Here is a 25,876-nt window from a genome sequence, read left to right as displayed (position 1 = left end):
GGCGGTCATGCGCGTCCTGATTATTGAAGATGAAGAAAAAACCGCAGACTACCTGCACCGCGGCCTGACAGAGCAAGGCTACACCGTCGATGTGGCCCGAGAAGGCATTGAGGGCCTGCACTTGGCGCTGGAGAACGATTACGCGGTGATCGTGCTCGACGTGATGCTGCCCGGCCTGGATGGCTTCGGTGTGTTGCGTGCCTTACGCGCCCGCAAGCAGACGCCGGTGATCATGCTCACCGCGCGTGAGCGCGTGGAAGACCGCATTCGTGGCCTGCGCGAAGGCGCCGATGACTATCTGGGCAAGCCGTTTTCGTTCCTGGAACTGGTGGCGCGCCTGCAAGCCCTGACCCGTCGCAGCGGCGGCCATGAACCGGTGCAGGTCACCGTCGCCGACCTGTGGATCGACCTGATCAGCCGCAAGGCCAGCCGCAACGGCCTGCGCCTGGACCTGACCGCCAAGGAGTTCTCGCTGCTCAGCGTATTGGCGCGGCGCCAGGGTGAGATCCTGTCCAAGACCGCGATTGCCGAGATGGTCTGGGACATCAATTTCGACAGCGATGCCAACGTGGTGGAAGTGGCGATCAAGCGCCTGCGCGCCAAGCTCGATGGGCCGTTCGAACACAAGCTGCTGCACACCATTCGCGGCATGGGTTATGTGCTGGAGAACCGCATGCAGGAAAACCACAGTGGTCGCTAACTCCATCGCCCTGCGCCTGAGCGGCATGTTCACCCTGGTGGCGCTGCTGATCTTCCTGTTGATCGGCGGCGCGCTGTACCAGCAGGTCGACCGTGGCCTGGGGTTGTTACCTGGGGCCGAGTTGGATGCGCGCTACAGCGTGCTGGAGTCGTCGATCAATCGCTTCGGCACGCCGGAGCATTGGGCCAAGATCAGGTCCAAGCTCAAGCTGTTGGGCGAAGAAGACAAGCGCATCCGTTTCTGGGTGGTCAGCAGCGACCCGAGCTACGAATACGGTGAGCCGGACGCACAAGTTCGCGCCTTTGCCGAGGGCGCCACGGGTAAGCGCGACCTGCGCCTGCCCGGTCACGACTATCCCTTCAAGGTGCTGGTCAGCCAGTTTGCCGCCAAGGACCAGCGCCCGGCGCTGCGCTTCATGATTGCCATCGACACGGAGAACTTCCGCGCCACCCAGCATCACTTGCTGGTGGCATTGGTCAGCCTGGCGCTGGTGGGTGTAATACTGGCGGCACTGTTGGGGTTCTGGGTCGCCCGTATCGGCCTCAAGCCCCTGGGCAAACTCTCGGATGAGGCGCAAAAGCTTGCGCCGCCGAAACTCTCCGGGCGCCTGCAATTGTCCCCCTTGCCGCCGGAGCTGAGCCAATTCGTCAATTCGTTCAACGCCACCCTCGACCGGGTCGAACTGGCGTATTCGCGCCTGGAGTCGTTCAACGCCGACGTCGCCCATGAACTGCGTTCGCCGCTCACCAACCTGATCGGCCAGACCCAGGTGGCGCTCACTCGCGGTCGGTCGGCAGAGCAATATTTCGAGGTGCTGCAATCGAACCTGGAAGAACTGGAACGGCTGCGCTCGATCATCAATGACATGCTGTTCCTCGCCAGCGCCGACCAAGGCAGCAAGGCCACCAAACTGATCGAAAGCGCCCTGGCCGATGAAGTGGCCACCACCCTCGACTACCTGGACTTCATCCTCGAAGACGCCCAGGTCGAAGTGCGCGTGCACGGCGATGCCGTGGTACAGATCGAAAAGGCCCACCTGCGTCGCGCACTGATCAACCTGCTGAGCAATGCCGTGCAACACACCGCGCCGGGGCAAGTCATCGACGTGCGCATTGAAGTGCAGGCACACCAGGTGACGATCGGCGTGACCAACCCCGGCGAGGCCATTGCCAGCGAACACTTGCCACGCCTGTTCGAACGCTTCTACCGCGTGGATGCCTCGCGCAGCAACAGCGGGGCCAATCACGGGCTGGGGCTGGCCATCGTCAAGGCGATTGCGTTGATGCATGGGGGGGATGTGTTTGTGCGCAGTGAGGGCGGTGGCAATACGTTTGGTATCACCCTGCCGGTCTGAACAACTCGTTCAAAAATGTGGGAGCTGGCTTGCCTGCGATAGCATCACCTCGGTGCGCCTGACATACCGAGGTGTCTGCATCGCAGGCAAGCCAGCTCCCACACTGTTGCGGTTTGGGCAATAGTTATTATCTTGTTACACTCTGTATCGCAGCGCTCGCCTGCGTTACTTTGACGCACCGATGAGCGCGGTGGCAAAGACAGCTGACCCGCTTACCCGAATTTCCCTCGACTTTTTTCCAGGGCTCTACACTGGGAATCTGTCTTAAAGCCGCTGACTTTCAGCGGCTTTTTTTTGCCGTAAAAAAAGGCCGGGCACACCCTCACGACACTGGCCGTTATGGATTGACCAAAGGAGCTTTACCGGTGAAGAACTCGCTGACGTTCACCCCGTTATTCCTCGCGATTGCAGCAACGATCGCCCCGCTGGCCCACGCGGCAGACACTCCCCCCAACGACGGTTTCGTCGAAGGCTCCCACCTCACGATCAACACCCGCAACTACTACATGAACCGCGACCGGCGCGATATTCATACCGATGACAGCAAGGAATGGGGCCAGGGTTTTATCGGCACCTTCGAATCCGGCTACACCCAGGGCACTGTCGGCTTCGGCCTGGACGTCAATGCCATGCTCGGCCTCAAGCTCGACGGCGGTGGCGGTACGGATGGCTCCAGCATCCTTCCGTATGGCAGCGGCAACGGCAAAGCGCCGGGGTCGTTCTCGACGGCCGGCGGCACCTTGAAGCTGCGCGCCTTCGACACCGAACTGAAGGCCGGTGACCTGTTCCTCAACAACCCGGTGATCGCCGGCGGCATGACGCGAATGTTGCCGCAGACTTTCCGTGGCGTGAGCCTGACCAACCACAGCTTCGACGGCTGGATGTTCGAAGGTGGCCGGGCCAGTTTCACCAAGCTCTACAACCAGAGCGGCCACCGGCGCATCGGCACCAGCTACGGCACGCTGCCCGCCAACAGCGACAGCCAGCACCTGGACTGGGCCGGCGTGTCGTTCAGCGCGATTGAGGGGCTGACCAGCAACCTGTACGCCTCCGAACTCAAGGACGTCTGGCACCAGTATTACTACGACCTGGAATACACCTACGCCCTGAACGACCTGGTCAGCCTGACTCCCGGCCTGCACTACTACCATACCCAGGACACCGGCCAATCGCTGCTGGGGGATATCGACAACAACACCTACAGCCTGCATTTCACCGTGGGCGTGGGCAACCACAGCGTCACGGCGACGTATCAGCGGGTCAATGGCAACACGCCGTTCGACTACATCACCCAGGGCGACAGCGTGTACCTGGACAACTCCCAGCAGTACTCGGATTTCAACGGGCCCAACGAGCGCTCCTGGAAGCTCAAGTACGCCTACGACTTCGCCGGCCTCGGCGTGCCCGGCTTGACGTCCGCCGTGTCCTACATCAGCGGCAAGACCGACCTGACCAAGGTCGACCCCAACAGCCGCGGCTACAGCAACTGGTACAGCGCCGATGGCAAGGATGCCAAGCATTGGGAGCGGGATATCGACGTGAAATATGTGGTGCAGGGCGGCAAGGCCAAGGACTTGGCCGTGCGCCTGCAATGGGCGACCAACCGCGGCAGCAATGGCTACTCGGCGGTGGACCGCGATGTGGATGAGTACCGCGTGATCGTGGACTACCCGATCAACGTGTTCTGAATACAGGTAGGAGCGAGCTTGCTCGCGAAAAACGTTAACGATGACGCGGGCATCCTGAATGCACGCGGCGCGCTCGATTTTTTCGCGAGCAAGCTCGCTCCTACAGTAGGAAAGTGTCGGGCATAAAAAAAGGCCACCCGAAGGCAGCCTTTCAAAACTAAAGAAAGAGAGTTGTTACTTACACCGCCGCAACGGGACGCATGTAAGAGATCGGTGCGGTGCTGGCATCTTCGAAGGTCACGACTTCCCAAGCGTCTGTCTGCTCAATCAACTTGCGCAGCAGCTGGTTGTTAAGGGCGTGGCCCGACTTGAAGCCTTTGAACTCGCCTATCAGGCTATTGCCCAGCAGGTAGAGGTCACCGATTGCATCGAGGATCTTGTGCTTCACGAATTCGTCTTCATAGCGAAGGCCGTCTTCGTTCAGTACACCATCCGCGTCGACCACGATGGCGTTTTCCACGCTGCCGCCGAGTGCGAGGTTGTGCTTGCGCAGGTACTCGATGTCACTCATGAAACCAAAGGTACGGGCGCGGCTGACTTCTTTTACGAACGAAGTGCTGGAAAAATCCACGCTTGCACTTTGGGTGCGGTCACGGAATACCGGGTGATCGAAATCGATCTCAAAGCTCACTTTAAAGCCTTCGAACGGGACGAAGGTGGCGCGCTTGTCGCCGTCTTCTACTGTCACTTCCCGCAGAATGCGAATGAACTTCTTGGCTGCGTCCTGTTCTTCCAGGCCGGCAGATTGAATCAAGAATACGAAGGGGCCAGCGCTGCCATCCATGATCGGGACTTCGGACGCGGAGAGCTCGACGTAGGCGTTATCGATGCCCAGGCCAGCCATGGCCGAGAGCAAGTGCTCCACCGTGTCCACTTTGACGTCACCGTTGACCAATGTGGTCGACATAGTGGTTTCGCCAACGTTTTCCGCGCGAGCAGGAATCTGCACCACAGGGTCCAGGTCGGCACGCACAAACACGATGCCGGTGTCGACAGGTGCAGGCTTGAGGGTCAGGTATACCTTCTCCCCGGAGTGCAGACCTACACCTGTGGCACGAATAATATTCTTCAGGGTGCGTTGTTTAATCATGGCTTGGACCGCTTCAGCGCAAATTGCGAACTGGTATCAACAAAGGCTGGCGATAATAGCAGACCAGACCTTTGCTGAACACCAATCACCTTCATAGCCCTGATACATTCCATTAATCGGCCTGACGACGCAGGAATGCCGGGATGTCCAGGTAGTCCAGGTCATCTTGCGGATTCGGGCTACGGGACGCCGCAGCACCGGCCTGAGCCTGGTTGCGCATCACGGTCGGACGGTCCAGGTCACGGTAGTTCACCGACGGCAGTTCCTGGCGAGCAGGGGCTGGAGCGGCAGCTGCCTGGCTGGCCTGGCTGGTGTGCAGGGTGTTGTCGATGACCTTCACAGGCTTCTCGATTTTGGCACCCAGGCCGGTAGCAACCACGGTTACATGCAGTTCATCACGCATGTCCGGGTCGATAACGGTACCGACTTTGACCATGGCGTGCTCGGAAGCGAAGGCTTCGATGATGCTACCCACGTCGGAGTACTCACCCAAAGACAGGTCGGGACCGGCGGTGATGTTCACCAGGATGCCGCGTGCACCTTGCAGGTTCACGTCTTCGAGCAACGGGTTGCGGATAGCCGCTTCGGTGGCTTCGCGTGCACGGTTCGGACCGCTGGCGCAGCCAGTGCCCATCATCGCCATGCCCATTTCGCTCATGACCGTACGTACGTCGGCAAAGTCGACGTTGATCATGCCTGGGCGCTTGATGATGTCGGAGATACCGCGAACGGCACCGGCCAGTACATCGTCAGCCTTGGCGAAGGCGGACAGCAGGCTGGCATCCTTGCCCAGGATGGTCAGCAGCTTCTCGTTGGGGATGGTGATCAACGAGTCGACGCTTTCAGACAGCAGACGGATACCTTCGTCGGCGATCTGCATGCGCTTGCGGCCTTCGAACGGGAACGGACGCGTCACGACAGCAACGGTCAGAATCCCCATTTCCTTGGCCACTTCGGCAATGATCGGCGCTGCACCGGTACCGGTACCGCCGCCCATGCCGGTGGTGATGAACACCATGTTGGTGCCTTGCAGCACTTCGGCAATACGCTCGCGGTCTTCCAGGGCGGCTTGACGGCCGACTTCCGGATTGGCACCAGCGCCGAGGCCTTTGGTCACCGCGGTGCCCAATTGCAGGATGGTCCGTGCGCCGATGCTTTTGAGCGCCTGGGCATCAGTGTTGGCGCAGATGAACTCAACGCCTTCAATGTTGCTCTTGACCATGTGGTTGACAGCGTTGCCGCCGCCACCGCCGACACCGATTACTTTGATAACCGGGCTAGCGGGGATATTGTCTACGAGTTCGAACATGTTCCCTCTCCTTTCATTTTCTCTAGTTTTTTCGCCTACTGCTTGTTGCGGGTGTTGCGGTGTCGCGGTAAATCTTTAGAAATTGCCTTTTACCCAAGCCTGCAGCCGCTCGAACAACGGCGCTTTGGCTTCGTCATCGCTGCGGTAGCTGTCACGGATGCTCGGGCCCGACAGGGAAATGCCGTCGGTCTGCTTTTGCAGCCCGTACAACAGCAAGCCCACACCGGTGGAATAAATCGGGTTGCGCACCACGTCGCCCAGGCCCTTCACGCCATGGGGCACGCCCAGGCGCACCGGCATGTGGAAGATCTCTTCGGCCAACTCGACCGCGCCTTCCATCTTCGAGGTGCCACCGGTCAGCACGATGCCGGCCGGGATCAAATCTTCGTAGCCGCTGCGGCGCAGTTCAGCCTGGATCAGGGTGAACAGCTCGTCGTAGCGTGGCTCGACCACTTCGGCCAGGGCCTGGCGCGACAGCTCGCGGGGTGGACGATCACCCACGCTTGGCACCTTGATGGTCTCGCCGGCACCGGCCAGCTTGGCCAGGGCGCAGGCGTAGCGGATCTTGATTTCTTCGGCGTACTGGGTCGGTGTGCGCAGCGCCATGGCGATGTCGTTGGTGACCTGGTCGCCGGCAATCGGGATCACCGCGGTGTGACGGATCGCACCCTCGGTGAAGATCGCGATGTCGGTGGTGCCGCCGCCGATGTCCACCAGGCACACGCCCAGCTCTTTTTCGTCGTCGGTGAGTACCGAGTAGGCCGAGGCCAACTGCTCGAGAATGATGTCGTCGATTTCCAGGCCGCAGCGACGCACGCATTTTTCAATGTTCTGTGCGGCGTTGACGGCGCAGGTCACCACGTGGACCTTGGCTTCCAGACGCACGCCCGACATGCCCAGGGGCTCGCGCACGCCTTCCTGGTTGTCGATCACGTAGTCCTGCGGCAGGGTGTGCAGCACGCGCTGGTCCGCCGGGATCGCCACGGCCTGGGCAGCGTCGAGGACGCGCTCAAGGTCGGCCGAGCTGACTTCGCGGTCGCGGATCGCCACGATGCCGTGGGAGTTCAGGCTGCGGATGTGGTTGCCGGCCACGCCGACGAACGCCGAGTGAATCCGGCAACCGGCCATCAACTGCGCTTCTTCGATAGCGCGCTGGATCGATTGCACGGTGGACTCGATGTTCACCACCACGCCCTTCTTCAGGCCCCGGGACGGATGCGTGCCAATACCGACGATTTCGATCGCGCCGTCTTCCCCGACCTCGCCCACCAGCGCCACCACCTTGGAGGTGCCGATATCGAGACCGACGATCATTTTGCCGCTTTGCACGTTTGCCATGGGTCCTGCCTCTTCTTAATTCTTCGCGACAGCGGGTTGTGCTGCCGTGGGCGCAGCCGGTGTACGCCAGCCGACGGCCAGGCCGTTGGCGTAACGCAGGTCGACGCTCGCAATGTTCGTAATCTGTTCTTTCAAGGTTTTTTCATAGATGGCAATAAAGCGGCGCATCTTTTCCACCAAGCGGTCGCGTCCCAGCAACAACTCGATGCCCGGGCCGGAACTGCCTGCCCCGGTCGTCAAAAACCAGCTGCCCCGCTCACGCAATTCCAAGCGTGCAATGGAGAAGCCCAGTGGCCGCAGCATCTGGCTCAAGGCCTGGTACTGCTGCATCACTTGCTGCTGCGCCCGCTGCGGCCCGAACAGCTGCGGCAGGTGTTCATAGTTGGCCAGCTCACGCGGGGTGAACGCCTGGCCCTGGTTGTTCAACAGCGCTTCATCGCCCCAACGGGCCACGGGCAGTTGTTCTTCCAGGCGGATCGTCACCTGGTCCGGCCATACGCGGCGAACTTCGGCGTGGGCGATCCACGGCATCTGTTCGAGCTCCGAGCGCATGCCCGCCAGGTCGATGGTAAAGAAGCTCGCCGCCAGGTATGGGCCGATGCGCTGCTGTACCGCTTGCTGGCTGATGTAGCTCAAGTCGCCCTGCACGCTGATCTTGGTGATCGGCCGGTCGGCATACGGCAACAGGCGCTGCGCGCCTTCGTACGTACCAAAGCCCAACACCACCAGCAGCACCGGCCAGAACAGCGCCTTGATAAAACCAAAGTTGGCTTTCGGCAGGCGCGAAGACATCGGCTCTTTAGCCACCATTCGGCTTGCACCCCGTGGCACCGGCTTGCGGCTCGGTGCTTGTGGGGGCTGATGACGAAGCGATGCGCCGTTCATGTGTTTAGCCTCTTGGCTCAATGCTGTCGGCCAGGATCGCCAGCACTAACTGCTGGAAATCCAGACCGGCGGCACGGGCTGCCATGGGAACCAGGCTGTGGTCGGTCATGCCCGGTGCGGTGTTGACTTCAAGGAACCAGAAATTCCCTTGGTCATCCTGCATCACGTCTGCCCGCGCCCAACCGGCGATACCCAGCGCCTCACAGGCTTTCGCCGTGAGGTCCATCAATTCTTGTTCCTTGGTTGCTTCGAGGCCGCATGGGATCCGGTACTGAGTATCGGAAGCCAGGTACTTGGCGTCGTAGTCATAAAAGGTGTGGGGCGTGCCCAAAGCGATGGGCGGCAATACCTGGCCACGCAGGGTGGCGATGGTGTACTCGGGACCGGAAATCCACTGTTCCACCAACACTTGCGAATCGTAGGTACTTGCCGCTTTCCATGCGTCGATCAATTCGGCGGCCGAGTTCACTTTGGCCATGCCGATACTGGAGCCTTCATGGGCTGGTTTGACGATCAAAGGCAGGCCCAGTTCCTTGGCCGCAGAAATACAATCGTCTTCGCTGCACAATACGGCGTGACGCGGGGTCGGAATGCCCAGGCTGTGCCACACCTGCTTGGTGCGCAATTTGTCCATCGCCAGAGCCGAGGCGAGGATGCCGCTGCCGGTGTAAGGGATGCCGGCGCATTCGAGCAGGCCCTGCATGCTGCCGTCTTCACCGCCACGGCCGTGAAGAATGAGAAAGGCGCGGTCGATCTTTTCGGCCTGCAGGCGGGCAAGGAAGTCATCGCCCACATCAATACCGAAGGCGTTCACGCCAGCACTTTGCAGCGCTTCAAGCACCGCATTGCCGGACTTGAGCGACACTTCGCGCTCGGCGCTCTTGCCGCCGAACAGCACGGCCACGCGGCCGAAGTCGGCAGGCGCAAGGGTGGAAAACAGGGAGCCGTAGTCAGTGGTCATTTCGACTTCCCCTTGGCGGCAGCTGCAAACAGCGGGCTCGCCAGCAACTTGGGCGCGAGGCCGCCGATATCACCGGCGCCCTGGCACAGCAGGATGTCGCCGGCACGTAGCAGCGGCTTGACGATTGGCGCCAGGTCCACGCCACGCTCGATGTAGATCGGGTCCAACTGGCCACGCTGGCGGATGCTGTTGCACAGCTTGCGGCTGTCAGCGCCCGGGATCGGTTCTTCACCAGCCGGGTAGACTTCCATCAGCAGCAGCACGTTGGCATCGGCCAGTACATTGACGAAATCGTCGTACAGGTCGCGGGTGCGGCTGTAGCGGTGCGGCTGGTACACCATCACCAGCCGGCGCTCCGGCCAGCCACCGCGCACGGCCTTGATCACGGCCGCGACTTCGGTCGGGTGGTGACCGTAGTCGTCCACCAGCATCACGTCACCGCCTTCAACCGGCAGTTGGCCGTAGACCTGGAAGCGACGGCCCACACCGGCAAAGCGCGACAGGCCCTCGACGATGGCTTCATCGCTGACGCCTTCATCGGTGGCAATGCAGATGGTCGCCAAAGAGTTCAGCACGTTGTGGTTGCCCGGCATGTTCACCGACACGTCCAGCGGCTCGCGGTCAGGGCGCAGCACGGTGAAGAAGGTTTGCATGCCTTCCTGGCGCACATTGATTGCGCGCACGTCGGCGTCTTCGCTGAAGCCGTAGGTCACGGTCGGGCGCTTGACCTGAGGCAGGATTTCACGCACCACCGGGTCGTCCAGGCACACCACCGCCAACCCGTAGAACGGCAGGTTGTGCAGGAAGTCGACGAAGGTTTTCTTCAACTTGTTGAAGTCGCCGTCGTAGGTCGCCATGTGGTCTTCGTCGATGTTGGTGACGACGGCGACCAGCGGTTGCAGGTGCAGGAAGCTCGCGTCACTTTCATCGGCTTCGGCGATCAGGTAGCGGCTGGTGCCGAGCTGGGCATTGGTGCCAGCTGCATTCAGGCGGCCACCGATGACGAAGGTCGGGTCCAGGCCACCGGCAGCGAACACCGAGGCGATCAGGCTGGTGGTGGTGGTCTTGCCATGGGTACCGGCGACGGCGATGCCGTGGCGATAGCGCATCAGCTCGGCAAGCATCTCGGCACGCGGCACCACAGGGATACGGCGCTCAAGGGCGGTGGCCACTTCCGGATTGGAGGTGTTCACGGCGCTGGACACCACCAGCACGTCGGCTTCGGCGGCGTTCTCGGCACGGTGGCCGATAAAGATCTGTGCGCCGAAGGACTTCAGGCGCTCGGTGACCGGCGACTCTTTCAAGTCCGAGCCGGACACCTGGTAGCCCAGGTTCAGCAACACTTCGGCAATCCCGCACATGCCCACGCCACCGATACCGACGAAGTGAATACGACGGATGCGGCGCATCTCGGGTTGCGGCATGGCTTTCTGATTCTCAACCATGGGCCACCTCCAGGCAGATATCGACCACGGTGCGGGTTGCGTCAGGTTTGGCCAGGCGGCTTGCGGTGCTCGCCATACTGTTGAGTCGTTCCGGTTGCATCAAAACCTCGGTCAGGCGTGCGGCCAAATCGGCGGCGCCAGTCGTTCTTTGCGGCAGCAGGAAGGCAGCGCCCTCCCCGGCCAAATATTCGGCGTTGCGGGTCTGGTGATCGTCGATAGCGTGGGGCAAAGGCACCAGCAAGGACGGCAGACCGGCGGCCGCCAGTTCACTGACGGTCAGCGCACCAGCGCGGCAGACCACCAGGTCGGCCCAGCCATAGGCTTGGGCCATGTCTTTGATGAAGGGCTGTACATTGGCCTCTACACCGGCCTCGCGATAACGCGCGGCGGTGACTTCATCGTGGTTCTTGCCAGCCTGGTGGAAGATCTCCGGGCGCACATCCTCAGGAAGTTGCGCAACGGCTTCAGGCAGCAATTTATTCAGTGGCTCGGCGCCCAGGCTTCCCCCCAGGATCAGCAGGTGAGCCTTGCGCCCCGCCAGCGCGTCACGCGCAATGGCCATGAACAGTTCGGTACGCACCGGGTTGCCGGTGGTGCGAAGCTTGTCGGAGGCGGCGAAGGTTTGCGGGAAGGCTTCACACACCCGCGCGGCCAACGGCACCAGCAGGCGGTTGGCGGTACCAGCGACGGCGTTCTGTTCGTGAACGATCACCGGCACGCCCGCGAGTTTCGCCGCAACGCCACCAGGGCCGGTCACATAACCGCCAAAGCCGAGCACGCACACCGGCTTGAGCTCGCGAATGATCTTGCGCGCCTGCATAACCGCCTTGAGCAACACAAACGGCGCCTTGAGCAATGACAACTTGCTCTTGCCGCGCAAACCGGTGACGTTGATCAAATGCAGCGGCAAGCCGGCATTGGGCACCAATTCGTTTTCGATGCCACGGGGCGTACCCAGCCAGTGCACGGTGTAGCCACGGTTCTGGAATTCACGGGCGCAGGCCAGGGCCGGGAACACATGGCCCCCGGTGCCGCCTGCCATGATCAGCACGTTAGCGCCCATGGGTCGGCTCCTCGGCGAAGTCGCTCTCGCTGAACTCCATCTCTTCGCTGCCCAGGTGGGTACGGCTCTCCCACTCGATACGCAGCAACAAGCCAAGACAGGCGCAGCAAATCACCAACGAACTGCCGCCGTAACTGAGGAACGGCAAGGTCAGGCCCTTGGTCGGCAGCAGGCCGACGTTCACGCCGATGTTGATCAGGAACTGGCCGATCCACAAGAAGGCCAACCCATAAGCCACGTAGGCAGCGAAGTACTGCTTGGCCTTCTCGGCCCACAAGCCGATGTACATGGCGCGCACGCAGACGAATACAAACAGTGCAACGGTGCACAGCGAACCCACCACACCCAACTCCTCGGCCAATACCGAGAACACGAAGTCGGTGTGGGCTTCCGGCAGGTAGAACTGCTTCTGCACACTGTTGCCCAGGCCCACGCCCAGCCACTCGCCGCGACCGAAGGCAATCAGCGCCTGGGTCAACTGGTAGCCGGAGCCGAACTGGTCGGACCAGGGGTCGGTAAAGGTGATCAAACGCGCCATCCGGTAGGGTTGCGCCTGCACCAGGATGGTCACGGCCGCGACGGCCAGCACCACCATCAAGGTGAAGCGGAACAGCCCCACCCCCCCCAGGAACAGCATCGCGGCGGCGGCGCCCATCATTACCACCGTGGCCCCGAAGTCGGGCTCCATCAGCAACAGGCCAGCCATGGGCAGCAGCACGATGAACGGCTTGAAGAAGCCCATCCAGCTTTCGCGTACTTCTTTCTGACGGCGCACCAGATAACCGGCAAGGTAGATCACCACGAACACTTTGGCGATTTCCGAAGGCTGCACGTTGAACGCGCCGAAACCGATCCAGCGCATCGAACCGTTCACCTCGCGGCCAATGCCCGGCACGATCACCATGACCAGCAAGCCGAACGCACCGATCAGCATCAGCCAACCCAAACGCTGCCAGGTAGCAATCGGGATCATCATGGTGACGATGCAGGCGCCCAGACCGATCACCAGGTACACCAGGTGGCGGATCATCATGTACAGCGTGTTGCCCGACTGCACGGCAGCCACTTCGGAGGACGCCGAAGTGATCATCACCAGCCCCAGGCCGAGCAGCGCCAGGCAACCGGCGAGCATAGGGAAATCAAGGTCAATGCCGCGCCCGGTAATGATCGGCGACGGGTATGGCTTGATGATGTTTCTCAGGTTGAGGCTCATGCCAAAGCCTCCACGGCGCGGGCGAACAGGTGGCCGCGCTCTTCATAGTTCTTGAACATGTCGAAGCTGGCGCACGCGGGCGACAGCAACACTGCATCGCCGGGCTGGGCCAGGGCTTTGCACTGGGCAATCGCATCGTCCAGGGAAGCTGCGCGTACTTGCGGTACAGCGTCACCGAGGGCGGCGGCGATCAGGTCCGAATCGCGGCCCATCAGCACCACGGCGCGGCAATGGGCGGCTACTGGCGCTTTGAGGTCCTTGAAGTCGGCGCCCTTGCCATCGCCACCGGCGATCAGCACCAGCTTGCCGTCGATATCGGCACCCAGGCCTTCGATGGCCGCCAGGGCCGCACCGACGTTGGTGGCTTTGGAGTCGTTGTAATAGCTGACGCCATTGAGGTCGCGCACCCACTGGCAGCGATGCTCAAGCCCGGCAAAGGTGCGCAGGCTGGCGAGCATAGCGTCAAATGGCAGGCCAACCGCATGACCGAGCGCCAAGGCCGCCAGGGCATTGGACTGGTTGTGTGCGCCACGGATTTTCAGTTCGCGTACCGGCATCAGGTTCTGGAATTCGAACGCCAGGTACTTCTCGCCGCTCTCTTCACGAATGCCGAAGCCTTTGAAGTCCGGTTTGCCCAGGCCGAAGGTCCAGCAGGGCATGCCCTCGCCCATCAGCGGACGGCTCAGGGCATCCTGGCGGTTGACGACAAATTGCCTGGCGCCACGGAAGATCCGGTGCTTGGCCAGGTGATAAGCCGGCAGGCCGCTGTAGCGGTCCATATGGTCTTCGCTGACGTTCAATACCGTCGCCACTTCAGCGCCCAGGTCGTGGGTGGTTTCCAGCTGGAAGCTCGACAATTCCATCACGTACAACTCGACGTCGTCGCTGAGCAGGTCCAGGGCCGGCACGCCAAGATTGCCGCCGACGGCCACACGCTTGCCCGCCGCCGCTGCCATCTCGCCGACCAGGGTGGTGACGGTGCTTTTGGCGTTGGAACCGCTGATGGCCACGATCGGCGCCTTGGCGTTACGTGCGAACAGGTCGATATCGCCAGACAGCTTCACGCCACGGGCCGCCGCCGCTTGCAGGGCCGGTGTCGCCAGGGCCAGGCCCGGGCTCACGTAGAGCTCATCGGCACGGCACAGAAACTCGACATCCAGCTCGCCACAACGCACTTCCACGTGCGGGTAGTCACGGCGCAGCGTGACCAGCTCCGGTGGATTTTCCCGCGTATCGGCCACGGCAAACGACGTGCCCCGGTTCGCCAGGAAGCGAACCAGGGACATGCCGCTCTTGCCGAGGCCGACAACGATGCGGAAGTGGTCTGAAGCGATCAGGGACACTCGTTTCTACCTCAGTTTCAGGGTGGCAAGGCCGACCAGTACCAGAATCACGGTGATGATCCAGAAGCGGACAATCACGCGTGGCTCGGGCCAGCCCTTGAGTTCAAAATGGTGGTGAATCGGCGCCATGCGGAACACGCGGCGCCCGGTCAACTTGAAGGACGCCACCTGGATGACCACCGACAGGGTTTCCATCACGAACACGCCGCCCATGATGAACAGCACGATTTCCTGGCGAACGATCACCGCGATGGTGCCCAAGGCCGCGCCCAGCGCCAGTGCGCCGACGTCGCCCATGAAGACTTGTGCCGGGTAGGTGTTGAACCACAGGAACCCCAGGCCGGCACCGATCAGCGCGCCGCAGAACACGATCAGCTCGCCGGCGCCCGGTACATACGGAATCAGCAGGTATTCAGCGAATTTCACGTTACCCGACAGGTAGCAGAAGATGCCGAGCGCGCCGCCCACCATCACCGTCGGCATGATCGCCAGGCCGTCGAGGCCGTCGGTCAGGTTCACCGCGTTGCTGGAGCCGACGATCACGAAGTAGGTCAGCACCACAAATCCGACACCCAGCGGGATGCTCACGTCCTTGAGCATCGGGATGATCAAGGTGGTTTCCACGGCACTTGGCGCGGTGGTGTACAGGAAGATCGCGGCGGCCAGGCCGAACACCGACTGCCAGAAATACTTCCAGCGGCTTGGCAGCCCCTTGGAGTTTTTCTCGATCACTTTGCGGTAGTCATCCACCCAGCCGATGGCGCCGAACAGCAGGGTCACCAGCAACACCACCCACACGTAGCGGTTGTGCAGATCGGCCCAGAGCAAGGTGCTGACGCCAATGGATGACAGGATCAGCGCGCCGCCCATGGTGGGCGTGCCGGACTTGGACAAGTGCGACTGCGGGCCGTCGTTACGAACCGATTGACCAATTTGCAGGTTCTGCAGGGTGCGGATCATCCACGGCCCTAAAAACAGCGACAAAGACAGCGCGGTCAGCACACCCAGGATCCCGCGCAGGGTCAGGTACTGGAAGACCGCGAAGCCTTTGTGGAACTGTTGCAGATACTCAGCCAGCAGCAGCAGCATTAATGTTTCTCCGTACTTGAGCCACACAAGGCTGCGACGACGTTTTCCATCACCGCGCTGCGCGATCCCTTGATCAAAATGGTTGTGTGTTTGTCATGTTCAGCCGCCGTCAACGCCTGGATCAGCTCGGCCTGGCTGGCGAAATGCCGCGCGCCAGGGCCGAAAGCGTTGACCGCATGGGCCATGTTCGTGCCAACGGCGTAGAGCGCGTCCACTTTGCCGGCGGCATAGGCGCCGACTTCACGGTGGCCTTGTTCAGCCCAATCGCCCAATTCGCCGATATCGCCCAGCACCAGGACCTTGCGCCCATCAAAGCCTTTGAGCAGGTCCACAGCGGCGTTGATGGAGGACGGGTTGGCGTTGTAAGTGTCATCAATCACACGCATGCCGTTGCCAGCCAGTTGCGCCACGGTGCGGCCCTTGACCGGCTGCACCGCGCCCAGGCCGGTGGCAATACCGAACAGCGACACACCCAGGGCATGAGCGGCAGCGGCGGCGGCCAAGGCGTTGGCGACGTTGTGGTTGCCCAGCAGGTTCAACTGCACGTGCTCATCACCTTGCGGGGTGTGCAAGGTGAAGGACGGGCAGCCACGGGCATCGACATTGATGTTGGAGGCGTGGAAATCGGCTGCGGCATTCAGCACTGCAAACGTCAGAACCTTGCGACCGGCGGCGCGTACACGCCAGATCTCGAAGGCCTTGTCATCCAGGTTCAGTACCGCAGTGCCCGAGGCGTCGAGGCCCTCAAGGATTTCGCCCTTGGCTTCGACGATTTTTTCCGGGCCACCGAACTCACCGACATGGGCGGTACCGGCGTTGTTGATGATCGCCACGTGAGGCTGGGTCAGCGCCACGGTGTAGGCGATTTCGCCGATGCGCGAAGCGCCCAGTTCGATCACTGCCGCCGTGTGTTCCGGGGCCAGTTCGAGCAGGGTCAGCGGTGCGCCGAAATCATTGTTCAGGTTGCCACGGGTCGCGAGTACCGGCCCGCGCGTACGCAAGATGCCGGCAAGCAGTTCCTTGACCGTGGTCTTGCCGCTGGAACCGGTAATGGCCGCCACCGGCTTATCAAAAGCGGCACGGTTAAGCGCACCCAGTTGGCCCAGGGCCAGGCGGGTGTCGGCTACCAGCAATTGCGGCAAGGCAGAATCGGCCACTTCACGTTGTACCAAGGCACCGACAGCGCCTTTGGCGGCAACGTCGTTGAGGTAGTCGTGGCCATCGAAACGCGGGCCGGCCAGGGCGACAAACAGCTGCCCCGGCTGGATGTTACGGCTGTCGATACTCACGCCGTTGAATGTGCAGTCGCTCGACAGCACACGGGCCGACAGGGCCTGGGCCAGTTCGCTGAACGTCATCGCTTTAAGCATGGGCGACCTCCCAGGCGGTCAAGGCGTGATCCGCCTCGACCAGATCGGAGAAGGCATGGCGCTCACCGTTGATTTCCTGATAGTCCTCGTGGCCTTTGCCCGCGAGCACCACTACGTCGTCCGCGCCGGCACTGGCGATCAACTGCGCGATGGCAGCGCCACGGCCCGCGACGAAGGTGACCTTGGCGGCGTCTTTGAAGCCGACACGGATGTCATCGAAAATCTGGCTCGGGTCTTCGCTGCGCGGGTTGTCGTCGGTGACGAGTACGCCATCGGCCAAGCGCTCGACAATCTCGGCCATCAATGGGCGCTTGCCGCGATCGCGATCACCGCCACACCCGAACAGGCACAGCAGTTTGCCCTTGGCATGTGGGCGCAGGGCTTCGAGGACTTTCTCCAGGGCATCCGGGGTGTGGGCGTAATCGACCACCACCAACGGTTGCGTGCCGCCACCCAGGCGCTGCATGCGACCGGCCGGGCCTTCCAGCTTTGGCAGTACGCGCAGAATTTCATCCAGGGCGTAGTCCAGGCCCAGCAGTGCGCCGATAGCGGCGAGCACGTTGCTCAGGTTGAACCGCCCCAGCAAGGTGCTGCGCAGGTGGTGCTCGCCCTGCGGCGTCACCAACGTGGCGCGCACGCCTTCGTCATTGAATTGGGCTTCGCGGCAATACAGGTAGGCGCTGGCATCTTGCAGGCTATAGCTGATCAGGCGCGCGTCGCTGTCTTGCTCCGCCAGTTGGCGGCCGAAGGCGTCGTCGAGGTTGACCACCCGGCACTTCAGGTCATTCCAGGCAAACAGCTTGGCCTTGGCGGCGGCGTACGCCTCCATGGTGCCGTGGTAGTCCAGGTGATCGCGGGACAGGTTGGTCATCACTGCCACGTCAAAGGCCAGGGCAGTGACACGCCCTTGGTCCAGGCCATGGGAAGACACTTCCATGGCAACCGCCTTGGCGCCGGCCTTTTTCAGGTCGGCCAGGGTCGCTTGCACGGCAATCGGGTTCGGCGTGGTGTGCAGGCCGCTTTGCAGCGCGCCATAGAAACCGGTGCCCAGGGTGCCGACGATGCCACAGTGCTGACCCAGCAGGTCCAACGCCTGGGCGACCAATTGGGTCACGCTGGTCTTGCCGTTGGTGCCCGTCACGCCCACCAGGTTGAGTTGGCGGCTCGGGTCACCGTAGAAACGCCCGGCGATGTCAGAAAGCTGCGCAGCCAGGCCCTTGACCGGAATCAACGGCACATCGGTGATCGGCAGCACGGTGGCGCCTTCCACTTCATAGGCGACCGCAGCCGCACCGCGTTGCAGGGCATCGGCGATATGCGCACGGCCATCGAGCTTGCCGCCAGGCACCGCCAGGAACAGGTCACCGGCGCGCACATTACGGCTGTCCAGGGTCAGCTCACGAATCAGCAGATCGTGGCCGGCATGGGCAAAAATCTTGTTCAGGCTAAGAGACATCAGCCGCGCCCTCCATTGGCTTTGACAGCGGCGGCCGGTGGGCCGGCGTTGGCTTGTTGAGTCGGCGGCAGATTGTCCGGCGTGATGTTCATCAAGCGCAGGGTGCCGGACATCACTTTGCTGAACACCGGCGCCGAAACCAGGCCACCGAAGTAGCCGGCTTTACTAGGCTCGTCGATGACCACGACGATGGCGTAGCGCGGGTCGCTCATCGGGCCGAAGCCGGCGAACAGCGAACGGTAGGAGTTTTCGGCATAGCCCTTGGTGCCCACCGAGGTCTTACGCGCCGTACCGGACTTGCCTGCCACGTGGTACGCCGGCACCTGGGCGCGGAATACGCCACGCGGTGCTTCGATCACTTGTTGCAGCATGCCCTGGATGGTCTTGGCGACGTTTTCCGGGATCACTTGGGTGGCTTTGGGCGCTTCGTCGACATGGATCAGGCTCAGTGGAACCATGCGCCCGTTATTGGCCAATACCGAGAAAGCGTGGGCCAACTGGATGGCGGTCACCGACAGGCCATAGCCGTAGGACAGCGTGGCGGTCTCGGCTTTTCTCCACTCGCGGTAGTTCGGCAGGTTACCGACTCGCTCGCCTGGGAAATCGAGGCCGGTGGGTTGCCCCAGGCCGATCTTTTGCGCCAGGTGATAGATGGTTTCGCCGCCGATATCGAAGGCGACCTTGCTCATGCCGACGTTACTGGAGTTGATCAGGATACCGGTCAGGTCCAGCACCGGGCCTTCGCTGCGGGACACGTCGCGAATGGTGTACTTGCCCAACTGCAAGGTGCCTGGGTAAACCTCGACCTTGTCGCTGGGTTTCCAGCGGCCGGTTTCCAGGGCAGCACTCATGGAGATGGCTTTCATGGTCGAACCAGGCTCGAACACGTCGATCATCGCGCGGTTGCGCATCATCGCCGGCTGCAGGTTGCGACGGTTGTTCGGGTTGTAGGTGGGCTGGTTGACCATGGCGAGGATCTCGCCGGTCTTCACGTCCATGATCACCAGGCTGCCGGCTTTGGCGCCGTTCTCGATGATCGCGTTACGCAGCTCGCGGTTGGCCAGGTATTGCAGGCGCAGGTCAATCGACAACGCCAAGGGCTTGCCAGCCTTGGCGTTCTTGGTGACTTGGACGTCCTTGATCAGCCTGCCGCGCCGATCCTTGATGACCTGGCGTTTGCCCGGAACCCCAGCCAGCCATTCGTCATAGGCCAGTTCGACCCCTTCGCGGCCGTGGTCATCGATGTCGGTGAAACCCACCATGTGCGCGGTGGTTTCACCGGCCGGGTAGAAACGCCGAAATTCCTCGATGCCATAGACACCGGGGATTTTGAGATCGAGCACTTGCTGGCCTTGCTCAGGGGTAAGCCCGCGCACCAGATAGATGAACTCTTTATTGGCCTGGGCTTCCAGGCGCTCGGTCAGGGCCTTGCGGTCTTGCCCCAGGGCAGCGGCCAGCTCAGGCCACTTGTCCTTGGCAACTTGCAGTTCCTTGGCGTTGGCCCACAGGGTGGTCACGGGGGTACTGACGGCCAGGGGCTCGCCGTTACGGTCGGTGATCAGGCCGCGGTGTGCAGGAATTGGAATATGCCGCAGGCTGCGGGCGTCACCCTGGCCGATCAGGAAGTCACGGTCGACGACCTGCAGGTCGAAGATACGCCAGACAATCGCGCCCACCATCAATGCCAGCAAGCCGAGCATCAGGCGGAAGCGCCATGGGTAGAGTGCCCCTTCGAGTTTCATCATGGCGCCACCATGCGAACTTCAGCCGCGCCAGGGATGTGCATCTTCAACTGTTCGGTAGCCAGCACTTCGATTCGGCTGTGGGCCGTCCAGGTGCTTTGCTCAAGGATCAATCGGCCCCACTCTGCCTGGGCTTTGTCACGCACGCTCAATTCCCCGTACAGGGTATTGAGCAACTGACGGTTCCAGTGGGCGCTGTAGGACACCGCAATCGCGGACACCAGCACGCCGACAAACAGCAGCAACATAAAGAAGCTGCCGCCCGGGAGGGGTTTGGCGAAAAGCTTGCTCACCGCAACTTCTCCGCAACACGCATGACGGCGCTACGGGAACGTGGGTTGGCCTTGAGTTCGGCTTCGGAAGCGAACTGCGCTTTGCCATGGATTTTGATTTTCGGCACAAAGGCTTCGAAACGCACCGGCAGGTTACGCGGCAGGTTGTCGGATTCGCCCTTGACCAGACGACGCATGAACAGTTTGACGATGCGGTCTTCCAGGGAGTGGAAGCTGATCACCACCAGGCGACCGCCCACTTCCAAAGCATCCAGAGCGGCTTCGAGGCCGGCTTCCAGATCGCCCAATTCGTTGTTGACGTGAATGCGCAGGCCCTGGAACGCACGGGTCGCCGGGTTCTTGCCCTTTTCCCAGGCCGGGTTGGCGACCTTCAGCACTTCGGCCAGGTCTGCGGTGCGTTCGAACGGCTGGATTTCGCGGCGCTCAACCACGGCACGCGCCATGCGACCGGCGAAGCGCTCCTCACCGTACTCTTTGAACACACGGGCGATTTCTTCTACCGGCGCGGTGGCGATGAACTGTGCCGCACTGACCCCACGGGTAGGGTCCATGCGCATGTCGAGGGGGCCGTCGTTCATGAAGCTGAAGCCGCGCTCCGGGTCATCGAGCTGCGGCGAAGACACGCCCAGGTCGAGCAGAACCCCGGCCACCTTGCCCGCCATGCCGCGTTCGGCAACTTCGGCACCCAGCTCGGCAAAGCTGCGCTGCACAACGACAAAGCGGCCGTCTTCGGCCGCTAGCGCTTGCCCGGTGGCAATCGCTTGAGGGTCTTTGTCGAACCCGAGGAGTTTGCCGTCGGACCCGAGCTGGCTGAGTATCAACCGGCTATGCCCGCCCCTGCCGAATGTGCCATCGACATAGCAGCCATCGGCACGTACGGCGAGAGCCTCAACGGCTTCGTCAAGCAGTACGGTGATGTGGTTAAAGCCGCTATCAATAGTCACAGGATCAAATCACGCAGTTCATCAGGCATGGCGCCCGGTTGTTGAATAGCAGCCAGGTCCGCTGCAGACACAGCATCCCAGGCATCTTCGTCCCACAATTGGAACTTGTTCAGTTGGCCTACCAGCATTGCGCGCTTGTCCAGCTTGGCGTACTCGCGCAGCCGCGGAGGCACCAGGAAACGACCGCTGCCATCGAGTTCAAGGTCGACGGCATTACCGATCAGCAAACGCTGAAGGCGGCGGTTTTCTTCACGCAATGAAGGCAGCGCGCGCAACTTGGTTTCAATCAACTCCCACTCGTCGAGGGGGTAAACACACAAACAAGGGTCAACGGCGTCAATCGTGATGATTAACTGCCCTGAACTTCGCGAAATGAGCTCGTCACGATACCGGCTCGGCATGGCGAGACGGCCTTTTGCATCGAGACTGATAGCGTTAGCTCCGCGAAACACAGATGCGTTTCTCCAAATTTTAGCGTTTTACGTTCAAAAAACCCACTTTGTGCCACTTTCCGCCACTTGCGCACACTATAGGAATGCGCCCACCACACCGTCAAGGCGCGTATACAAGGAAAAGCCTTACAGAACGGAGATTTAGGAAGGTAAAGGGAGGAGAAACGAGAGTTTTGCGATGTTTTTGACTCAACAACAGCAAATAGCTCAAAGAGCTAGGGCGCAAAGTTAAAGTAATTTATTAAGAGTAAGATTTTTTTGGTATTACGAAGATGCATCTGCCAATGATTTGGCAGGGAGGGATTCTTGCGTTACTACCGGGTTTGCGCACGAGATTCGAACGCAAGGAAAAAAGGTGGAGAGTCGATCTGTAAGCCGGGTTCTGTCTTGAACAGTCATTCGTCTACGATGGCCATCACTGGACATCTTTAGCAACCTACCCGGTCCCAGCGCGGGCCACGCCTTGGGACCCTATTTGGTCTTGCTCCAAGTGGGGTTTACCTAGCCACGAACTGTTGCCAGTCGTGCGGTGCGCTCTTACCGCACCTTTTCACCCTTACCGGCACCGAAGTGCTTAGGCGGTTATTTTCTGTGGCACTTTCCGTAGGCTCACGCCTCCCAGGCATTACCTGGCACTTCGCCCTATGGAGCCCGGACTTTCCTCCCCCCCCTAATTTTCATAGAGGGCAGCGACTGTCCAATCGACTCTCCGCCGCGAAGGTTAACGGCACGGCGGCTTGAGGACAAGTATTAAAAGTGCAGCATTGCCATCACGTTCAGACGAAATACAGTTTTGGCCCTGGAACTATTCGGCCTTCTGTTTATCGAGCGCGACCTGATACAACACATTCTTGCGCACCCCGGTAATTTCGGCAGCCAGGGCGGCGGCGCGCTTGAGCGGCATTTCCTTGAGCAACAAATCGAGGACGCGCATGGCCTCGCTGCCCACTGCGTCCTCATTCTCCGGCGCGGTCCAGCCGGCTACCAGCACCACGCATTCGCCGCGCTGTTGATTGCTGTCGCCCTCGACAAACGCTCGCAGCGCCTCCAACGGCAACCCCTTGAGGGTTTCGAAGGTCTTGGTCAACTCCCGGGCCAGCAAGGCCAGGCGCTCGCCGCCAAATACCAGCTCCATGTCCTGCAAGCATTCAAGGATGCGATGTGGGGCCTCATAGAAGATCAAGGTGCGCGGCTCTTCTTTAAGTGCCTGCAGGCGCGCCCGACGCCCTACAGCCTTGGCGGGCAGGAAGCCTTCGAAGATAAAGCGGTCCGAGGGCAACCCGGCGGCCGATAATGCAGCAATCAGCGCGCAGGCTCCTGGAACAGGCACTACATTGATACCAGCGGCCCGCGCCTGGCGGACCAGGTGGTAACCCGGATCAGAAATCAGCGGCGTGCCCGCGTCGGAAATCAGTGCGACGTCATCACCGGCCAAAAGACGCGTGATAAAGCGGCTACCCTCTTCACGTTCGTTGTGTTCGTGGCAGGCCGCTAATGGCGTGCTGATACCAAAATGCTGCATCAACCGCTGGGAGTGCCGCGTGTCTTCTGCCGCGATCAATTTCACCTCGCGCAACACTTTCAGCGCCCGGGCACTGATGTCGTCCAGGTTGCCAATGGGCGTCGCCACCACAAAAAGCGAGCCAGCAGTGGAATTCAAAGGACCTGGAGCAGTCAAAGCGCACACCTCGATGGTTGGCAAAAGCCACATTGTAGCGCGTAGACGCCTTGAAAATATGCCATCACGGCCGATGCCGTTTCAGCCACCGTCAGCTATTAGCAACATTTGCACGACCTAAATCCACGGTTTAACGCCATGAACATCGCGCCTGGGCCAGTGCTTGGGTACACTTCCACGCTAATTTGATCGGTATCAGGAACACTTACATGATCGCTTGCCTGCGGCTGCTCTCCGCCCTCTGCCTCGCTGCCTTGCTGGCTGCTTGCGCCAGTTCGCCCTCCTCCAGTCTTGGCGAACTGCCACGCACGCCCGATGCCAGTATCGAGCAACTGCTCGAACAGGCGACGAACGCCAAGACGCCAGAAAAAGCCGCGTTGCTGCGCCTGAGCGCGGCAGACCTGGCCTACCAGCAGAACAATCCCGGCCGCTCCTCGCAGATCCTTGCGCAAGTGCCCCTGGATGCCTTGAAGCCAGCCGCGCAAGTATTTGCCAGCACCCTGGCCGCAGAACTGGCAATGGGCCGCAACCAGCCCAAGGCGGCCCTGGCAGCGCTGAACCACCCCAGCCTGCAAAGCCTGAAGGAACTGCCGACCGACCAGCAGATCCGCACCGGTACCGTACATGCGCGCGCCTATGAAGCCGACGGCCAGACCCTCGCCGCCGCTCGCGAGCGCGTGGCCATGGCGCCGCTGCTGACGGGTGAGGCTGCCAGCAGCAACCACGAAGCCATTTGGGTATTGATTGCCGCGCTGCCAGCCGAACAGCTGCAAGCCACCGGCAACCCGACACTCGATGGCTGGATCACCCTGGCCCAGGCGGTCAAGGGCGCCGGTACGCTGGAGCAACAACAAGCCGCCATCGACACCTGGCGCGCACAGAACCCGGGCCACCCGGCGGCGGTGCAACTGCCAGCGCCGCTGACCAAACTCAAGGAACTGGCCAGCCAGCCCCTGAACAAGATCGCCCTGCTGCTACCGCAGGAAGGCCCGCTGGCCGCTGTGGGCAAAGCGCTGCGCGAAGGCTTCATGGCGGCTCACTACCAGGCGGAACAAGCCGGGCAGAAGCCACCGGTCATCGAGTTCTATGACAGCTCGCGCCTGACCTCCCTCGACGACTTCTACGCCAAGGCCCAGGCCGCCGGCGTGCAACTGGTGGTCGGCCCGCTGGAAAAACCGCTGGTCAAGCAACTCAGCGCACGCCCGCAATTGCCGATCACCACCCTGGCCCTGAACTACAGCGAGACCGATCAAGGCCCGGCGCAGTTGTTCCAGTTCGGCCTGGCCGCTGAAGACGAAGCCCGCGAAGTGTCGCGCCGTGCCCGTGCCGACGGCCTGCACCGCGCCGCCGCCATGGTGCCCCGTGGCGAATGGGGTGAGCGCGTGTACAAGGCGTTCCGCCAGGATTGGGAAGCCAATGGCGGCACTGTCATGGGCGTAGAGTATGTCGATCAGCCCGTGGCCCTGGCCCAGCAGATCGCCGATCTGTTCCAACTGCGCAAGAGCGAAGGCCGCGCCAAGAGCCTGCAAAGCACAGTCGGCACCGACGTTGCCGCCCAGCCTTCGCGTCGCCAGGACATTGAGTTCATCTTCCTGGCTGTCACGCCGCAACTGGCCCAGCAGATCAAGCCGACCCTGAACTTCCAATACGCTGGCGATGTGCCGGTGTACGCGACCTCTCACGTGTTCAGTGCCAGTGGTGACCGCAACCAGTACCTGGACATGACCAACGTGATGTTCTGCGAAACCCCTTGGCTGCTTAACACCACCGACCCACTGCGTAACCAGGTCGCCGCGCAATGGCCGCAAGCCAATGGCAGCCTGGGCCGTCTGTACGCGATGGGCGTGGATGCCTACCGCCTGGCGCCACGCCTGGGCCAGCTCAAGGCACTGCCGGACACTCGTGTCGACGGCCTCTCGGGCAACCTGGGCATCAGCGCCAACCAGCGCGTCGATCGCCAGATGCCGTGGGCCAAGTTCGTCGGCGGCGACATTCAGCGCCTGCCCGATACCCCTCGCTGATGCCCGAGCGGTCCAGTGCACAAAGCGGCAAGGATGCCGAACTGCATGCTCTCAACTACTTGAAACAACAGGGTCTGCGCCTTCTGGCGCAGAACTGGTTATGTAAACGCGGCGAGCTTGATCTGGTCATGCTTGACGGCGATACAGTAGTATTCGTCGAAGTCCGCTACAGAAAACACGCACAATGGGGTGGCGCGCTCGCCAGTATCGACGGGCGCAAGCGTCAAAAGCTGATACTCGCTGCGCAGTTTTTTCTGCAAAAAGAGCATCGCTGGGCTGACTGCCCCTGCCGTTTCGATGTGGTTGCCATGGAAAGCACCCCGTCAGGCACAGCTGATCTGACCTGGCTCCAAAATGCCTTCGACAGCTGATTCGCCGGGCACCTTCACCACTCACTTTTGCTCTTTGCTTTGCGGGCTGCACATTACCTGTGCCAAACAGC

General features: G+C 61.5%; 22 protein-coding genes, 1 other RNA gene and 1 pseudogene. 6 read left to right on the top strand and 18 right to left on the bottom strand.

Going from position 1 to position 25,876, the window contains the following annotated elements; translation table 11 throughout:
• Positions 1-7 precede the first annotated feature (7 nt).
• The 4 genes and pseudogenes from HU731_RS20855 to HU731_RS28575 form a co-directional block, all read left to right on the top strand.
• Positions 8-700 carry a heavy metal response regulator transcription factor gene (locus HU731_RS20855; RefSeq protein ID WP_003188690.1) on the top strand — a complete coding sequence of 231 codons (693 nt, stop codon included), beginning with the start codon at positions 8-10 and terminating at the stop codon, positions 698-700.
• Positions 690-2,054 carry a heavy metal sensor histidine kinase gene (locus tag HU731_RS20850; RefSeq protein ID WP_186607372.1) on the top strand — a complete coding sequence of 455 codons (1,365 nt, stop codon included), beginning with the start codon at positions 690-692 and terminating at the stop codon, positions 2,052-2,054. Before HU731_RS20855 ends, HU731_RS20850 begins: the two co-directional genes overlap by 11 nt.
• 365 nt (positions 2,055-2,419) lie before the next feature.
• Positions 2,420-3,742: an OprD family porin gene (locus tag HU731_RS20845; protein WP_186607371.1), complete on the top strand. Its 1,323-nt coding sequence runs from the start codon at positions 2,420-2,422 to the stop codon at positions 3,740-3,742.
• A pseudogene (locus HU731_RS28575) lies at positions 3,743-3,850 on the top strand (outer membrane lipoprotein carrier protein LolA); the annotation flags it as partial. It lies immediately after the preceding gene.
• A 70-nt stretch (positions 3,851-3,920) separates the two neighbouring features.
• On the opposite strand, the gene lpxC reads toward HU731_RS28575, so the two are convergent.
• From lpxC to rsmI, 18 genes are all read right to left on the bottom strand, one after another.
• Complete coding sequence (gene lpxC, locus HU731_RS20840; RefSeq protein ID WP_003171886.1) at positions 3,921-4,832, bottom strand: UDP-3-O-acyl-N-acetylglucosamine deacetylase; 912 nt, start codon at positions 4,830-4,832, stop codon at positions 3,921-3,923.
• Between the two features lie 112 nt (positions 4,833-4,944).
• Positions 4,945-6,141: a cell division protein FtsZ gene (gene ftsZ / locus HU731_RS20835; protein ID WP_003188685.1), complete on the bottom strand. Its 1,197-nt coding sequence runs from the start codon at positions 6,139-6,141 to the stop codon at positions 4,945-4,947.
• Positions 6,142-6,216: 75 nt separating this feature from the next.
• Positions 6,217-7,479 (bottom strand): cell division protein FtsA, encoded by a 1,263-nt coding sequence (ftsA, locus tag HU731_RS20830; protein ID WP_003188682.1) that lies wholly within the window; start codon positions 7,477-7,479, stop codon positions 6,217-6,219.
• A 15-nt stretch (positions 7,480-7,494) separates the two neighbouring features.
• The gene (locus HU731_RS20825; protein WP_032893516.1) at positions 7,495-8,364 is read right to left on the bottom strand and encodes a cell division protein FtsQ/DivIB; all 870 of its coding nucleotides are present in this window, start codon (positions 8,362-8,364) and stop codon (positions 7,495-7,497) included.
• 4 nt (positions 8,365-8,368) lie between these two features.
• Positions 8,369-9,325 (bottom strand): D-alanine--D-alanine ligase, encoded by a 957-nt coding sequence (locus tag HU731_RS20820; RefSeq protein ID WP_014716974.1) that lies wholly within the window; start codon positions 9,323-9,325, stop codon positions 8,369-8,371.
• On the bottom strand, positions 9,322-10,770 hold the full coding sequence (gene murC / locus HU731_RS20815; RefSeq protein WP_003188677.1) for a UDP-N-acetylmuramate--L-alanine ligase: 1,449 nt from the start codon (positions 10,768-10,770) through the stop codon (positions 9,322-9,324). The genes HU731_RS20820 and murC overlap by 4 nt, the downstream gene beginning before the upstream one ends.
• Positions 10,763-11,833: an undecaprenyldiphospho-muramoylpentapeptide beta-N-acetylglucosaminyltransferase gene (gene murG / locus HU731_RS20810; RefSeq protein WP_186607370.1), complete on the bottom strand. Its 1,071-nt coding sequence runs from the start codon at positions 11,831-11,833 to the stop codon at positions 10,763-10,765. The genes murC and murG overlap by 8 nt, the downstream gene beginning before the upstream one ends.
• Complete coding sequence (gene ftsW / locus HU731_RS20805) at positions 11,823-13,046, bottom strand: putative lipid II flippase FtsW (protein WP_407728198.1); 1,224 nt, start codon at positions 13,044-13,046, stop codon at positions 11,823-11,825. Before ftsW ends, murG begins: the two co-directional genes overlap by 11 nt.
• Positions 13,043-14,389, bottom strand: coding sequence for a UDP-N-acetylmuramoyl-L-alanine--D-glutamate ligase (gene murD, locus HU731_RS20800; protein ID WP_186607369.1), 1,347 nt, complete (start codon positions 14,387-14,389; stop codon positions 13,043-13,045). The genes ftsW and murD overlap by 4 nt, the downstream gene beginning before the upstream one ends.
• Positions 14,390-14,395: 6 nt before the next feature.
• Positions 14,396-15,478: a phospho-N-acetylmuramoyl-pentapeptide-transferase gene (mraY, locus tag HU731_RS20795; protein ID WP_003188670.1), complete on the bottom strand. Its 1,083-nt coding sequence runs from the start codon at positions 15,476-15,478 to the stop codon at positions 14,396-14,398.
• A complete protein-coding gene (locus tag HU731_RS20790; protein WP_186607368.1) occupies positions 15,478-16,848 on the bottom strand; it encodes a UDP-N-acetylmuramoyl-tripeptide--D-alanyl-D-alanine ligase in 1,371 nt (456 codons plus the stop codon). The genes mraY and HU731_RS20790 overlap by 1 nt, the downstream gene beginning before the upstream one ends.
• Positions 16,841-18,304 carry a UDP-N-acetylmuramoyl-L-alanyl-D-glutamate--2,6-diaminopimelate ligase gene (locus HU731_RS20785; RefSeq protein WP_186607367.1) on the bottom strand — a complete coding sequence of 488 codons (1,464 nt, stop codon included), beginning with the start codon at positions 18,302-18,304 and terminating at the stop codon, positions 16,841-16,843. Before HU731_RS20785 ends, HU731_RS20790 begins: the two co-directional genes overlap by 8 nt.
• Positions 18,304-20,046, bottom strand: a complete 1,743-nt coding sequence (locus HU731_RS20780) for a peptidoglycan D,D-transpeptidase FtsI family protein (protein WP_186607429.1) — start codon at positions 20,044-20,046, stop codon at positions 18,304-18,306. The genes HU731_RS20785 and HU731_RS20780 overlap by 1 nt, the downstream gene beginning before the upstream one ends.
• A complete protein-coding gene (gene ftsL, locus HU731_RS20775; protein WP_003188663.1) occupies positions 20,046-20,339 on the bottom strand; it encodes a cell division protein FtsL in 294 nt (97 codons plus the stop codon). Before ftsL ends, HU731_RS20780 begins: the two co-directional genes overlap by 1 nt.
• The gene (gene rsmH, locus HU731_RS20770; RefSeq protein WP_003188661.1) at positions 20,336-21,283 is read right to left on the bottom strand and encodes a 16S rRNA (cytosine(1402)-N(4))-methyltransferase RsmH; all 948 of its coding nucleotides are present in this window, start codon (positions 21,281-21,283) and stop codon (positions 20,336-20,338) included. Before rsmH ends, ftsL begins: the two co-directional genes overlap by 4 nt.
• Positions 21,280-21,735, bottom strand: coding sequence for a division/cell wall cluster transcriptional repressor MraZ (gene mraZ / locus HU731_RS20765; RefSeq protein ID WP_003171868.1), 456 nt, complete (start codon positions 21,733-21,735; stop codon positions 21,280-21,282). The genes rsmH and mraZ overlap by 4 nt, the downstream gene beginning before the upstream one ends.
• A 355-nt stretch (positions 21,736-22,090) precedes the next feature.
• Positions 22,091-22,444: RNase P RNA component class A (rnpB, locus tag HU731_RS20760), an RNA gene on the bottom strand.
• A gap of 96 nt (positions 22,445-22,540) precedes the next feature.
• Positions 22,541-23,446 carry a 16S rRNA (cytidine(1402)-2'-O)-methyltransferase gene (rsmI, locus tag HU731_RS20755; RefSeq protein ID WP_125969538.1) on the bottom strand — a complete coding sequence of 302 codons (906 nt, stop codon included), beginning with the start codon at positions 23,444-23,446 and terminating at the stop codon, positions 22,541-22,543.
• A gap of 176 nt (positions 23,447-23,622) precedes the next feature.
• Here rsmI and HU731_RS20750 point away from each other — a divergent pair, with 176 nt between their 5' ends.
• Positions 23,623-25,434 (top strand): penicillin-binding protein activator, encoded by a 1,812-nt coding sequence (locus HU731_RS20750; protein ID WP_003188658.1) that lies wholly within the window; start codon positions 23,623-23,625, stop codon positions 25,432-25,434.
• The gene (locus tag HU731_RS20745; protein ID WP_186607366.1) at positions 25,434-25,805 is read left to right on the top strand and encodes a YraN family protein; all 372 of its coding nucleotides are present in this window, start codon (positions 25,434-25,436) and stop codon (positions 25,803-25,805) included. The genes HU731_RS20750 and HU731_RS20745 overlap by 1 nt, the downstream gene beginning before the upstream one ends.
• Positions 25,806-25,876: the final 71 nt, after the last annotated feature.

Source organism: Pseudomonas salmasensis (assembly GCF_014268375.2).
GTDB lineage: Bacteria > Pseudomonadota > Gammaproteobacteria > Pseudomonadales > Pseudomonadaceae > Aquipseudomonas > Aquipseudomonas salmasensis.
The sequence above is the reverse complement of the archived record's forward strand: the minus strand, read 5'-3'. Positions and strand labels throughout refer to the sequence as shown.